At 42.0% G+C, this 14095-nt stretch carries 15 protein-coding genes; 12 read left to right on the plus strand and 3 right to left on the minus strand.

The annotated features are described in order from the left end of the window. Positions 1-49: 49 nt before the first annotated feature. A complete protein-coding gene (locus ACESPO_RS08040; RefSeq protein ID WP_008975122.1) occupies positions 50-445 on the minus strand; it encodes a putative ABC transporter permease in 396 nt (131 codons plus the stop codon). A gap of 139 nt (positions 446-584) precedes the next feature. Here ACESPO_RS08040 and pheA point away from each other — a divergent pair, with 139 nt between their 5' ends. Beyond that, complete coding sequence (gene pheA / locus ACESPO_RS08045; protein WP_008975123.1) at positions 585-1715, plus strand: prephenate dehydratase; 1131 nt, start codon at positions 585-587, stop codon at positions 1713-1715. A 164-nt stretch (positions 1716-1879) separates the two neighbouring features. After that, positions 1880-3304, plus strand: coding sequence for a DUF6612 family protein (locus ACESPO_RS08050; RefSeq protein WP_270196015.1), 1425 nt, complete (start codon positions 1880-1882; stop codon positions 3302-3304). 94 nt (positions 3305-3398) lie between these two features. Here ACESPO_RS08050 and ACESPO_RS08055 read toward each other — a convergent pair whose 3' ends face one another. Next, positions 3399-5138: an Rqc2 family fibronectin-binding protein gene (locus ACESPO_RS08055; RefSeq protein ID WP_336305253.1), complete on the minus strand. Its 1740-nt coding sequence runs from the start codon at positions 5136-5138 to the stop codon at positions 3399-3401. A gap of 212 nt (positions 5139-5350) precedes the next feature. On the opposite strand from ACESPO_RS08055, the gene ACESPO_RS08060 reads away from it, so the two are divergent. From ACESPO_RS08060 to ACESPO_RS08105, 10 genes are all read left to right on the plus strand, one after another. Then, positions 5351-6229, plus strand: a complete 879-nt coding sequence (locus tag ACESPO_RS08060) for a YicC/YloC family endoribonuclease (protein WP_008975126.1) — start codon at positions 5351-5353, stop codon at positions 6227-6229. Between the two features lie 54 nt (positions 6230-6283). After that, on the plus strand, positions 6284-6919 hold the full coding sequence (gene gmk / locus ACESPO_RS08065; RefSeq protein ID WP_008975127.1) for a guanylate kinase: 636 nt from the start codon (positions 6284-6286) through the stop codon (positions 6917-6919). Between the two features lies 1 nt (position 6920). Next, positions 6921-7166 carry a DNA-directed RNA polymerase subunit omega gene (gene rpoZ, locus ACESPO_RS08070; protein ID WP_008975128.1) on the plus strand — a complete coding sequence of 82 codons (246 nt, stop codon included), beginning with the start codon at positions 6921-6923 and terminating at the stop codon, positions 7164-7166. Between the two features lie 59 nt (positions 7167-7225). Then, positions 7226-8548 (plus strand): 30S ribosomal protein S12 methylthiotransferase RimO, encoded by a 1323-nt coding sequence (gene rimO / locus ACESPO_RS08075; protein WP_116442455.1) that lies wholly within the window; start codon positions 7226-7228, stop codon positions 8546-8548. Further along, positions 8548-9099, plus strand: coding sequence for a CDP-diacylglycerol--glycerol-3-phosphate 3-phosphatidyltransferase (pgsA, locus tag ACESPO_RS08080; protein WP_008975130.1), 552 nt, complete (start codon positions 8548-8550; stop codon positions 9097-9099). Before rimO ends, pgsA begins: the two co-directional genes overlap by 1 nt. Positions 9100-9287: 188 nt before the next feature. After that, the gene (locus ACESPO_RS08085; protein ID WP_336305254.1) at positions 9288-9773 is read left to right on the plus strand and encodes a CinA family protein; all 486 of its coding nucleotides are present in this window, start codon (positions 9288-9290) and stop codon (positions 9771-9773) included. Between the two features lie 197 nt (positions 9774-9970). Then, positions 9971-10663, plus strand: a complete 693-nt coding sequence (locus ACESPO_RS08090) for an iron-sulfur cluster assembly scaffold protein (RefSeq protein ID WP_008975132.1) — start codon at positions 9971-9973, stop codon at positions 10661-10663. A 44-nt stretch (positions 10664-10707) separates the two neighbouring features. Further along, positions 10708-11718, plus strand: a complete 1011-nt coding sequence (locus ACESPO_RS08095; RefSeq protein ID WP_008975133.1) for a GGGtGRT protein — start codon at positions 10708-10710, stop codon at positions 11716-11718. Positions 11719-12203: 485 nt separating this feature from the next. Further along, entirely contained in the window at positions 12204-13070 is an 867-nt protein-coding gene (locus tag ACESPO_RS08100) for a radical SAM protein (RefSeq protein WP_207637120.1), read from the plus strand. Between the two features lie 105 nt (positions 13071-13175). Then, entirely contained in the window at positions 13176-13598 is a 423-nt protein-coding gene (locus ACESPO_RS08105) for a bacteriohemerythrin (RefSeq protein WP_336305255.1), read from the plus strand. Between the two features lie 71 nt (positions 13599-13669). On the opposite strand, the gene ACESPO_RS08110 is transcribed toward ACESPO_RS08105, so the two are convergent. Further along, positions 13670-13975: a hypothetical protein gene (locus ACESPO_RS08110; RefSeq protein ID WP_008975136.1), complete on the minus strand. Its 306-nt coding sequence runs from the start codon at positions 13973-13975 to the stop codon at positions 13670-13672. Positions 13976-14095: the final 120 nt, after the last annotated feature.

The raw sequence follows: 14095 nt of genomic DNA on the forward strand, positions 1-14095 counted from the left end.
TAATAAAATGACAAGATTTTCAAGTACAAAAAGGGAGGCTTTATGGGAATCAATGTGATCGCTCTGACTTGGAAAGGAGTCTTTCAAAGAAAAGTCCGGCGCCAAACCATAGTGGGGCATAGTCGAGGCGGATCAGACCGCAGATATTCCATCTGGCATTGCTGTAATCCCATGGACAGAGATCGTATTTTTTTAAAAGAGAGCCGGAACAGAACTCGCCTAGAAAAATCAGGCATGCATAAATACTGCCGCGGAGCATCACACTTTTTCCGCGCAACATCTCAAAGAGAGGCGTCAGTATGCTTGCCATTCCGTAGATTGGGAACATCCAGACGGAAGTTTTCCCTGATAATTTGTAGTCTCTGTGAAAAAGAGAATGCAGGCTTGTAAAAAGGATTTCCATGCACCAGCCTGCTGTGCCGCATAAGATAAATTTATTTTTCATAGTAACAGTATTTTCCAAAATCTAGATTTTATCCAGAAATTGTAATATAATAGGAAAAATACAAAGTGCAGGACAAAGAAGCCGGAGAGCTTTCTGCGACAGCATAGTTTGGTAAAAAAGATAATGAGGTGAAAGACAGATGATACCATTAAGTGAAATCAGAGAACAACTGGATGAAATTGACAGCCAGATTGTGAGATTATATGAGAAGCGAATGGAATTGTGCACAGAGGTAGGACTCACAAAGATCGCATCAGGTAAGAAAGTATATGACAAGGAGAGAGAGATGCAGAAGTTGGCGACACTCTCACAGATGGCATCCAATGAATTTAATCAGAGAGGAATCACCGAACTGTATGAACAGCTGATGGCAATGAGCAGAAAACTCCAGTATCAGATTCTGACAGAGCATGGAGTGATCGGGAAGACGGCATTTATTGGGATTGATTCCCTCGATAAGAAAGGTGCCAGACTTGTATTCCAGGGTGTGGAAGGGGCATACAGTCAGGCGGCGCTCCACAGCTATTTCGGGGAGGAGTGTGACAGCTTTCATGTGCAGACGTTCCGTGACGCGATGGAAACATTGGAGGATGGACTTGCGGATTATGCAGTACTTCCTATTGAAAATTCATCTGCAGGGGCTGTGAGTCAGGTATATGATTTACTTGTTGAATTTGAAAACCACATTGTAGGGGAAATTGTACTTCCAATCCGACATATGCTTGCAGGGCTTCCGGGAACAAAAATAGAAGAAATTGAGTGTGTATATTCTCATCCACAGGGGCTGATGCAAAGTGCCAGATTTTTAGATGAGCATCGGAACTGGCAGCAGATCAGTGTGGCAAATACAGCAATCGCAGCACAGAAAGTGCTAAAGGAGCAGAAGAAGACACAGGCAGCGGTATGCAGTGAGTATGCAGCAAAGATCCATCATCTGGAGATTCTGAAAGAGGGAATCAATGATAACAGTAATAATTCTACTCGCTTTATCATTGTCTCTAATCAGAAGGTATATTTGAAACAGGCGGGAAAGATCAGTATCTGCTTTGAGATACCACATGAGAGCGGGTCTTTGTATCACATCCTCTCTCATTTTATTTACAATAATCTGAATATGACAAAGATCGAATCAAGACCGATTGAAGGACGGACATGGGAATATAGGTTCTTTGTGGACTTTGAAGGAAATCTTAACGATGCCGCTGTAAAAAATGCCATCCGTGGTATCCGGGAAGAAGCGAGAAATCTCAAGATACTTGGAAACTATTAAGGTGAGAAGAGCTCAGAGGTGATATTTCCGGTGTTGATTTCTTTGTAAGATATCAAAAAAAGATATAAGTGCACAAAAAAATATAAAAATACAGCAAAAAAATATGGAAAATGCACAGTGAAAATGATATAATACCGATAAATCAACACAACGGAGGAAAGCCTATGAGAAAATGGAAAAAAGCAGGTACGATAGGATTGATTGTAGTAATGCTCTGTGTATCTGGAGCTGGATGTAAGAAGAAAGCAACCCCGGAACGTCTTTTTAAAGATATGGCCAAGAATGGTGAGACGATTGAGTCTATCTCGGGAAAGATGACTGCGAATATGGAATTTGCGGTAGAAGGTCAAAGTGTGGGGATGAAAATGGATTTTGATCTCGCATCGGTAGAAAAGTCAGAAGGGTTCCAGATGGAAGGAAAGCTCTTGATGGATATTGCAGGCACAGAGGTTTCGATGGATATGTCGAATTATCAGGTAAAAGAAGATGATGGGCTGATGAGCTATACTTATGTGAATAACATGTGGACGAAATCACCTGTGGAAAGTGGAGAGGAAGAAACCACATTGAATGCGGGTATGGTGGAAGAATTGACAAAGCAGGCAAAGGCATTTACCTTATCAGAAGAACTCGTGACCGTAAATGGAAAAGAATGCTTTGAGCTTAAGGGAGATATTGGTGGTGAATTTGCAACAGATGTGTTGGGAGAAGATATGCTGGATGCTTTTGGAATGGGAGGAGCAGTATCGGAGGAAGAATTGAAAGAACTGGAGATCCCGTGTACTATCACTGTATATAAGAAAGAGATTCTTCCTGCAAGCATTTTTATTGATATGAAAGATGTACTCATGACAGCAATGGAAGAAAGCGGAGAGATGGAGATCCAGGAACTGAATCTGGAAATGACTTTTGATGAGTATAATAAAGTGAAAGAAATCAAACTTCCAAAAGAAGCAAAAGAAGAAGCCATAGATGCAGATGGAAGCATCAATGGATTGCTGGGAGGAGAGATGGGAGAAGATCTCGAAGAAGATACAGAGGAAGAGGTCGAGAAGGAAGACACTGCAGATGTGGATGAGACAGAAAAGAAGGGAACCGTTTCCTGGGAATCCTTAGAGCTGAATGTAAGTGGAAAAACAGTGACGCTTCCGTGTAAGGTTTCAGAATTAGAGGCAGCAGGCTTAAAGGTTGATGCCGAAGAAGTACCGGCAGATAAGATGGTGAAACCGGGGGAAACAGAATTTCCAATGTTGAAGGACAAAAATGGAAATCAGGTAGGCGTGTATTGTGAAAATACAGGAGATAAGGATGCAAAAGTGTCAGATTGCACTTTGACCGGATTCTATATCACAAGCCGTGATGGAGAGGGCATTGTTGATATTGCACTTCCGGGAAATGTCCGCCTTGGCATGACAGAGGCTGAATTACTTGAAAAATATGGAGAGCCGAGGGAAAAATCAGAAGACACTAAGACTGGAATTCTCACTTACAGTTGGGACGATGAATTATTTACACGTTCTTTGGGAATTGAATTTGACAAAGATTCTAAGAAGATTATTAGTATTATGATCGATATCTGGGACTATTAATTAGAACAAGAAGGAAATGAAAAAACTGTCGCATCAGAGAAAACCGATGCGGCAGTTTTGTTTTTTTTTGAGCTTTTGAACATATGTCATTTAATCAGTCTTCCAGCTGCTTGATCTGTGAAATATCTGAGTCGATCATCAGTGAGTAGTTGGTATAATATACGACAAATCCAGGTTTTCCTCCCTTTGGTTTTTTGACATGTTTTTTTTCAATATAATCGATCTCAATCTTTTCACTTCCGCGGTTCTTCGAATAGTACGCGGCGAGTTTTCCAGCTTCCTCGAAGGTACGGTCCGGCAATTCTTCTCCGTTTGTCTTTACAATGACGTGAGAGCCAGGGATTCCTTTGGCATGGAACCACCAGTCATTTCCAGAGGCAAAGTGGAAAGTAAGTTCTTCATTTTGAAGATTGTTTTTGCCGACATAAATATGATAGCCATCACTGGAGAGATAATGGAACGGCTTGCTTGTAATCTTTACTTTCTTTTTCGTAAATTTCCGGCGGATGTAGCCGGATTCAATCAATTCTTCTTTGATCTGTGTCAGATCATCTTCGCTGAGTGCAATATCGAGCGCATTGCTGACAGACTCTAGATAGGAAATATCATCTCTTGTCTCCTCAATCAGAGAAGTCAGTGCCTCGAACGTCCGTTTTTGCTTATTGTATTTCTCAAAATATTTCAGTGCATTTTCCTGTGGCGTCTTTGTGCTGTCCAACGGAATTGTGATCATTTCATTTGTGTAATAATTCAGCGCTTCCAGCTTTTTCGCACCAGGCTCCAGATTGTAGCCATAGGTGTGGATCAGTTCCCCGTAGACCTTGAATTTTTCACGGTTTTCTGTGTCTCGGAGTTGTTTCGCCTGTAAGTCATATTTTTTGCGGTTCCGCTCTAGGGCAGTCTGCACGACACGGCGAAGGTCGACAGATTTCTGGCGGATGCGGGTCAGTGTATTCTTTTCTGCATAATAGTCTTCCAGCAGGCGTGAAATGGAGTCATATTCTTTTCTGATGTACTGGGAGAAGTGTGTCAGTGGAAGTGCACTGAATTCCTTCGGCTCTGCACCATGATAATAGATTGCCGGAGAAAAATGTCCGGCAGACACTTCCTCAAAGTACAATGTAAACTGACGGTAAAGGTGTGTCAGGAGATCTTCGGAGAGTTCTCTTGGCGTGAGTGAAGAGTCGATTCCGGAGAGATAACAGATCTCTTCGGCGACGACAGGGCTGATGCCGGTAAAACTTGTATAGACTGCTTTGGCAAGCGGCATCGGTTTTTCGGTCAGTACCCGTTGAAATTCTGCAAAAGACACCGAGAGAGGATCGGACTTTTCCATCGTATCCGGAATAAAATATGTGCGTCCCGGTAAAACTTCCCGGACAGAACTCATCTGGGACGATACATGTTTGATACTGTCAATGATCGTTCCGTCCTCATTACAGAAAATGATATTACTGTGTTTCCCCATGATCTCCACAATCAATTCTTTTTTACAGAGATCTCCAAGCTCGTCGAGATGTTCGATTTCAAAATGGATGATCCGTTCCAGTTTTGGCTGCCAGATTTTCGTAATGCGCCCGTTGTTGATATGTTTGCGAAGCAGCATACAGAAATTCGGGGCAGTCATTGGACTTGGTTTGTTTCCCTCTGTCAGATAGATTAGCGGCAGCGAAGCGCTGGCAGAGATACTGAGCCTGCGCTGTCCACCGGGTGTCTTGATTGTCAGCAGTAATTCATCTGTCTCAGGCTGAGCGATTTTGTTGATTCTTCCATCGAGCAGATTTCTATTTAATTCGTGTACAATATTTGCGATTGTAATTCCATCAAAAGCCATATGTAATTCCTCTTTTCTTAAATGTGATCAGGTGTATGAAAATGAAAGATTCCATGGACACCGGCAGGCAGAATGGCTGCCTGGACATTTCTGTAATAGTATACCATGACTTTTGGATGAGGTAAAGAATTGCGATTGACGATAAAGAGTAAATCCATTATAATAAAGTCTAGCAAAAAAGACCGAAAGAAAAAGTAAAGAGGGCAGAAATTATGATAAAAAGTATGACGGGTTTTGGACGGTGTGAGATCGCAGAGTCAGAACGTAAATTTATTGTTGAGATGAAGGGGGTGAACCACCGGTATCTTGATGTAAATATCCGTATGCCGAAAAAGTTGAATTTCTTCGAGTCGGCAATCCGTACGCTTTTAAAGAAATATGTGCAGCGTGGGAAAGTAGATATTTTCATTACTTATGAAGATATGTCAGAAGGGCAGATCTCATTAAAATATAATGAATCCCTGGCAGCAGAATATCTTAGATATTTCCGGGAGATGTCAGAGAAGTTTTCGCTGGAAAATGATATTCGTGTATCAACACTCTCAAGATATCCGGAAGTGTTTACGATGGAAGAGCAGACCGTAGATGAAGAAGAAATCTGGAATGGGTTGAGCAAAGCATTGGAAGGAGCATGCCGCCAGTTTGTGGAGACGAGAAGTATGGAAGGGGAACATCTAAAGAAAGATTTGATTCAGAAATTAGATGGAATGCTCGAAAAAGTGACTTATATCGAAGAACATTCTCCGCAAATCGTTGCAGATTACCGCGCGAAGCTGGAAGCAAAGATGAAGGAACTGCTTACCGATACACAGATTGACGAAGGAAGAATTGCAGCAGAAGTTGTAATCTTTGCAGATAAGATTTGTACCGATGAGGAAGTTGTACGCCTGAGAAGCCATATTGAACATATGAAGCAGACACTGGAAGAAGCCGAAGGAATCGGAAGAAAGCTGGATTTCATCGCGCAGGAGATGAACCGGGAGGCAAATACTATTCTGTCTAAGGCGAACAATCTGGAGATTTCAAATCGGGCGATCGATCTGAAGACCGAGATTGAGAAAGTAAGAGAACAGATTCAGAACATAGAGTAAAAAACAGAAGAAACAGCTATCAAATAGCGAACAGAGAATTGTGAGGAAGAACAGATGGAACAGAAAGGAATCTTAATTGTAGTTTCCGGATTTTCGGGAGCGGGCAAAGGAACATTGATGAAGGGACTTTTGGAAAAGTATGATAATTATGCACTTTCGATTTCTGCCACAACGAGAAAACCGCGCGAGGGAGAAGAGGAAGGAAAGGCATATTTTTTCAAAGAAACTGAAGAATTTGAAAAAATGATTGCACAAGATGAACTTATAGAGTATGCTAGATATGTAAATAATTATTATGGCACACCGCGCGCATATGTCGAAGAACAGTTGTCGAAAGGGAAGGATGTCATTCTGGAAATTGAAATCCAAGGGGCATTGAAAGTGAAAGAGAAGTTCCCGGAGACACTGTTATTGTTCGTGACTCCGCCGAGTGCTGCTGTATTAAAGGAGCGGCTGGTAGGGCGCGGAACGGAGACAATGGAAGTGATCGAATCCCGCATGCAGAGAGCCGCAGAAGAAGCTGAGGGTATGGAGGCATACGACTATCTGATCGTCAATGATGATCTGGACACCTGTATCGAGGAGATGCATCAGATCATTCAGGGAGAGCACAGAAGAAGTTTTCGTAACCGACAGTTCATGGCTCAGATCAAAGAAGAATTAGATGAAAATTTGAAAGGAGAATCATAGAATGTTACATCCATCTTATACAGACTTAATGAAAGTCGTAAACCAGGACGTAGAAGAAGGGGCTACAAAGATTGTCAACAGCCGTTATTCTATTGTACTTGCAACAGCAAAGAGAGCAAGACAGATCATCGGAGGAGAGATGCCGCTTGTCCGTGCAAAAGACGGAGAGAAGCCGCTTTCTATCGCAATTGATGAGTTGAACAAAGGGAAAATCAAGATCATCGCAGAGGATGATTCTAACGAATAGAACCGCAGAGGCAGATGCATAGGTATCTGCCTTAATAAATATGTAGGAGAAAATAGCAGATGAATATATTATTTGTATCACTGGGATGTGATAAGAATCTGGTAGATACCGAGGTGATGCTGGGCATGCTGGCATCGAGAGGTTATCAGATGGTAGAAGATGAGAGTGAGGCAGACATTATCGTCATCAACACCTGCTGCTTTATTCACGATGCAAAGGAAGAGAGTATCCAGACGATTTTGGAGATGTCAGAATTGAAAAAAGAAGGCAGACTGAAGGCACTCATTGTGACCGGCTGTCTTGCTCAGCGTTACCAGCAGGAGATTATTGATGAGATTCCAGAAGTGGATGCAGTCCTTGGAACAACTTCTTACGATAAGATTTTAGATGCCGTAGATGAAGCGCTGGAAGGACATCATTATCTGAAAATGACAGATATAGATGCACTTCCGACAGTAGATAGTAAAAGGCTTGTGACAACAGGAGGACATTTCGCTTATCTGAAGATTGCAGAAGGGTGTGACAAACACTGTACATACTGTATTATCCCGAAGATCCGCGGAAATTTCCGCAGTGTTCCGATGGAACAGCTGGTTCGTGAGGCGGAAGAACTTGCGGAGCAGGGGGTAAAGGAATTGATTCTTGTGGCGCAGGAGACAACGCTTTACGGAAAGGATCTTTACGGAGAAAAATCACTTCATAAACTGTTGAAGGAATTATGTAAAATTGCGGGAATCCGTTGGATTCGTGTTTTATATTGTTATCCGGAGGAGATCACAGACGAATTGATCCAGGTAATGAAAGAGGAGAGCAAAATCTGCCATTATCTAGACCTGCCGATCCAACATGCAAGCGATGGCATTTTAAAGAGAATGGGACGCCGGACTTCCAAAGCACAGTTGATCGAGATCATTGAAAAATTAAGAAGAGAGATTCCGGATATTACACTGCGTACAACATTGATTACCGGATTTCCGGGAGAGACCGAAGAGCAGCATGAGGAATTGATGGATTTTGTAGATCAGATGGAGTTTGACAGGCTTGGCGTATTTACTTATTCTCCGGAGGAGGATACTCCGGCAGCAACGATGCCGGATCAGATTGAGGAGAGCGTCAAAGAGGACCGTCAGGCGGAACTGATGGAGCTTCAGCAGGATATCGCGTTTGAGCAGGCAGAAGATATGATCGGAAGAGAAGTGCTCGTGATGATCGAAGGAAAGATTGCCGATGAAAATGCATATGTTGGAAGAACTTACAAAGATGCACCGAATGTTGATGGATTGATCTTTGTAAATACCGATGAAGAGCTGATGTCCGGGGATTTTGCAAGAGTAAAAGTGACTGGGGCACTGGAATATGATTTGATAGGAGAGATAGTATAATGAATTTACCAAATAAGCTGACGGTTGTCCGTGTATTGATGATCCCGTTTTTTGTATGGTTCATGCTTCCGTCCCTCGGTGGAGAGATGGCGGCAAGTAAGTGGATCGCACTTGCGATTTTCTGTATTGCAAGTCTGACAGATCTTTTAGATGGAAAAATTGCGCGGAAATACAACCTTGTGACAAATTTCGGAAAATTTATGGATCCGCTGGCAGACAAACTGCTTGTCGGTGCGGCAATGATCTGTCTTGTAGAGATGGGAAGACTTCCGGCGTGGATCGTCATTGTGATTATCAGCCGTGAATTTATCATCAGTGGATTCCGCCTGATCGCTTCGGACAATGGAATTGTAATCGCGGCAAGTTACTGGGGCAAGTTTAAAACCGTGTTCCAGATGGCGATGATCATTGTATTGATCGCGGCATTTGAAGGAAGTGTATTCGCAGTAGTGGAACAGATTCTTATCTGGGTGTCATTGATCCTGACAATCGTATCTCTGGTAGATTATATTAGGAAGAATAAAGAAGTGCTGACACAGGGCGGCATGTAAGAAGATGGAAAGATTGTGCTGCCAAAAGGGCGGACAATCTTTCTTTTCGATTCAGGCAAAGAAAATCTAATATTGAGGAATGCCAAGATTCCGAAAGGGCGGAAAAGCATAGTTGTTTTCAGAGAGTTCTTTGTCAGTGCAAGGTTGATGAGGATGATTAGTTGTAGAGCAGAAAGAAGGAAAATAAAATGAGTCTGGAAGAAAGAATCGTAGAAAAACTGGAAAAGAGAGGTCTGTATCTGACCACCGCAGAGTCCTGCACGGCAGGGCTTTTGGCAGGGCGCATCATGAATGTGTCGGGGGCTTCGTCAGTCTATAAAGAGGGATATATCACTTATGCCAATGAATCGAAAGAAAAACTGCTGCATGTGCGGCATGAAACTTTGGAACAATATGGGGCGGTCAGCACACAGACGGCAGAGGAGATGGCAGAGGGCGCTGCAAAGGCAGCAGGAGCGGATGCGGCGCTCAGCGTGACCGGGATTGCAGGACCACTTGGCGGAACGAAAGAAAAGCCGGTAGGACTTGTCTATATCGGCTGTTATCTATGTGGAAGAACTGTCACAAAAGAGTGCAGATTTCATGGGACAAGGCAGGAAAACAGAAATGCATCGGTGGAGGAGGCACTCAAACTTCTGGAAAAGCAGTTGGAAGAGGAGTCTTCGACAAAATAGTGGAAAAATTATTGTGAAAAGTGACAAGGAACGACAGTTTTTTTCATCTTTCCCACATGGGAGTGTCGAAATATGAAAAAAAGTGAAAAAGATATAGACGAAATCGGAAGTTTATGAGAAAATATAACATATATGTGATGTTAAAGTTATAACAATCATCATAAGTAAAATCATACATATTTGAAAGGAGTCTTAACATGATTTATTCACATGAAGTACAAACAATGTGTCCGGTAGCTCAGGGCGTTAATCACGGACCAGCTCCAATCCCAGAAGAAGCAAAATGGGTACAGGCAAAGGAAGTAAAAGATATTTCCGGATTAACACATGGTGTGGGCTGGTGTGCACCACAGCAGGGAGCCTGTAAGCTGACATTGAATGTAAAAGACGGTATTATTCAAGAAGCATTAGTAGAGACAATCGGATGTTCAGGAATGACTCACTCAGCAGCGATGGCTTCTGAGATCCTTCCGGGAAAGACAATTTTAGAAGCACTTAACACAGACTTAGTCTGTGATGCAATCAATACAGCTATGAGAGAACTTTTCTTACAGATCGTATACGGAAGAACTCAGAGTGCATTCTCAGAAGATGGACTTCCAGTAGGTGCTGGTCTTGAAGACTTAGGAAAAGGACTTCGTTCTCAGGTTGGTACAATGTACGGTACATTAGCAAAAGGTCCTCGTTATCTTGAAATGGCAGAAGGATATGTAACAGGTATCGCTTTAGATGCTGACAATGAAATCATTGGTTACCAGTTCGTAAGCCTCGGAAAATTAACAGACTTTATCAAAAAAGGTGATGACCCTAACACAGCATGGGAAAAAGCAAAAGGACAGTATGGACGTGTGGATGATGCAGTGAAGATCATCGACCCAAGAGCTGAATAGTCTGCTTCGTTAGTAAATAGAGAAAAATCAGGAGGACGTAGAAAATGGCTTTATTTGAATCATATGAAAGACGTATTGACAAGATCAATAGCGTATTGAACAGCTATGGTATCGCTTCTATCGAAGAAGCTGAAAAAATTACAAAAGACGCTGGATTAAATGTTTACGATCAGGTAAAAGGAATTCAGCCGATCTGTTTTGAAAATGCATGCTGGGCTTACATCGTAGGTGCTGCAATCGCAATCAAAAAAGACTGCAGAAAAGCTGCTGACGCTGCTGCTGCAATCGGAGAAGGTCTTCAGGCTTTCTGTATCCCAGGTTCTGTTGCTGACCAGCGTAAAGTAGGTTTAGGACATGGTAACTTAGGAAAGATGTTATTGGAAGAAGATACAGATTGTTTCGCATTTCTTGCAGGACACGAATCTTTCGCAGCTGCTGAAGGTGCAATCGGTATCGCTGAGAAAGCAAACAAAGTTCGTAAAAAACCATTAAGAGTTATCTTAAATGGTCTTGGAAAAGATGCAGCACAGATCATCTCAAGAATCAACGGATTTACATACGTTGAGACAGAGATGGATTACCATACAGGAGAAGTAAAAGAAGTATTCAGAAAATCTTACTCTGACGGACTTCGTTCCAAAGTAAACTGCTACGGAGCAAATGACGTAACAGAAGGTGTTGCAATCATGCACAAAGAAGGTGTTGACGTATCTATTACAGGTAACTCAACAAACCCGACACGTTTCCAGCACCCAGTAGCAGGTACATACAAAAAAGAATGTATCGAACAAGGTAAGAAATATTTCTCAGTAGCTTCTGGTGGTGGTACAGGACGTACACTTCATCCAGATAACATGGCTGCTGGTCCTGCTTCTTACGGTATGACAGATACTATGGGACGTATGCACTCTGATGCTCAGTTTGCCGGATCTTCATCTGTTCCTGCACACGTAGAAATGATGGGACTGATCGGAGCAGGTAACAACCCGATGGTTGGTATGACAGTTGCTGTTGCTGTAAGTATTCAGGAAGCAGCTGAGAACGGAAAGTTCTAAGAAACAGCGTATTTTCAAGGATTGTTCAGTGTGGGCATCCAGTGAAAACCTTGTGAATCTTACTACATAATACACAAGTAATACACGGGTAATACACAAGGATATGCAGAGGTAATACACAAATTTAAATAAAAGAAAATGCTATACTGGGATAATTTCCGGCATAGCATTTTCTTTTTTAGTATTTAATTTTTCTGGATCAGAATAATATGCGGCTGTCATCCAAAAAGTTTCTAGATTATTTTACGAATCCCCACTCAACGGAGGAAATGCCGGTCATGGACCGGCATGTTATGAAAAAGAAAAAGTTTTATCTATATAAAAAAGGTGTTGTCCTTTGTTTGATTACTATCATACAAAGGAAATGTGACAAAATTGTGATGAAAAAACAAGAAAATGATGAACAAATGGAAAAGAAATTTGCAATCGTGAAAAACGGTGCTAAAATGGAAGAAAAAGCAAAAGATACAATGGGAGGTGGCAGAATGCAGTATGAAGGACAAATTTGCAGGGCGCCGATGGAGCGGGGATCTTATATGCTCCCGGTCGCGGTCGGATGCTCTTATAACGCATGTAAGTTTTGCACACTTTTTAAACATTTACAGTATCGGGAATTGCCGATTGCACAGATTGAGGAGGAATTGCAAAGAGTAAAAGGGCTGAATGGAAGGCCGAGGAGAGTGTTTCTTGGGGATGGAAATGCATTTGGAATGAAGACGGAGAGGCTTCTTAAGATTTTGAAACTGGTTCGCGAGTATTTTCCGGATGTCACGGAGGTGAATATGGATGCTACCGTGACAAATATTCAGGAGAAGAGCGATGTAGAATTGAAGAAGCTATGGGAAGCTGGAGTGCGGCATTTGTATCTTGGAATCGAGAGCGGACTTCCGGATGTGCTGGAATGGATGCATAAAGATCATACGCTGGAGGAAGCATATACAGCGATTGATAGGATTAAACGTGCGGGAATGATCTATGATGCCCATATTATGACTGGAGTTGCGGGAAGAGGCAGGGGGACGGAAAATGCAGAGAAGACGGCGGAGTTTTTAAATGTGACAAGACCGAGGCATGTAATTAATTTTTCAATGTTTTTGCATCAGGAGGCACCGTTATACCGTGACATCGAGCAGAGAAATTTTTTGCCGGCAGATGAGCTGGAAAATTTGATGGAGGAAAAATGTCTTTTGGAACATTTGCAGGTGGATGGGTTAAAGTATGATGGTTTCCATGATTTTGTACAGTTCCGTGTCAGAGGAACCTTTCCGGAGGACCGGGAGAAGATGCTTCGGAAAGTGGAAGAGGCAATTGAGAAAAATAAAAAAGAAAAGCCGGTTTTTGCAGTGATTTAAGGTGATTTTTCAGAAAAATTATGTTATACTGTATCACAAGTGAAGCGTTGCAGAAGAATTTTATCTGTGGCGATGTGACAAATAGAAAAAGGAGGCATTACAACGATGTATGCAGAATTTGATGAAAGTTTAGTAACAGGAAATGAGATGATCGATTCCCAGCACAAAGAGTTGATCGCAAAGATTAATTTACTTGTAGAGAGTTGTGAGAAAGACGGTGGAAAGGTTGCAGCGATCAAGATGTTAGATTACCTTGCGGAGTACACAGAATTTCATTTTAATGCAGAGGAAAAGCTGCAGGAGGAAATTGAATATCCGGGAATCGAGGAGCACAAAAAGCAGCACCAGGAATTATATCGTGTAGTAGACGAACTTCACGAGATGTTAGAGGAGCAGGAAGGACCGACAGAAGAGTTTGTAGAGCAGGTAAATAGAAATGTGATTCAGTGGCTTTACAAACATATCAAAGGTTTTGACCGTTCCGTAGCTGAGTATAAAAATTTAAGAAAGAGCAGTGAACTTTTGTAGGAACACAGGAATAGAAAGGATTGCAGGCATCGAAATAGTAGATGCTGCAATCCTTTTTGCTGTCTGAAGACTTATTTGAAAAACAGAAAAATATATGCTGCCACGGCGATAATGAGAAGAAACAGAATGATCATGATAGTAAGAATGACTTTGTCCTTTGTCTCGGAAACATCTTCTTCGTCCTCAATCTCAAGCATATTCCGATAATTCTCGCGAATGGTGCGCTCGGATTTTTCACGAATATGCTTTGGTGGAATATTGGAATACGTCTGCTGTTGTGACGGAAGTTTATATCTTTTTTTGCAAGTATGGCATAAGCCGTAGGAGCTGTCTTTTTTACTGATGGCAAGCTCCTTACCACAGTGTGGGCATTTCATAATGACTACCTCTCTTTGCTTTTGTTTATACGAAAATTATAACAAACTTAAATCTAATGTACAAGTTAGAAATCGGATGAAATTCAAAATAGGATATGATATGATTGGAGTACGAAAAAG

Source organism: Coprococcus sp. HPP0074, assembly GCF_964238105.1.
Lineage (GTDB): Bacteria > Bacillota > Clostridia > Lachnospirales > Lachnospiraceae > Faecalimonas > Faecalimonas umbilicata.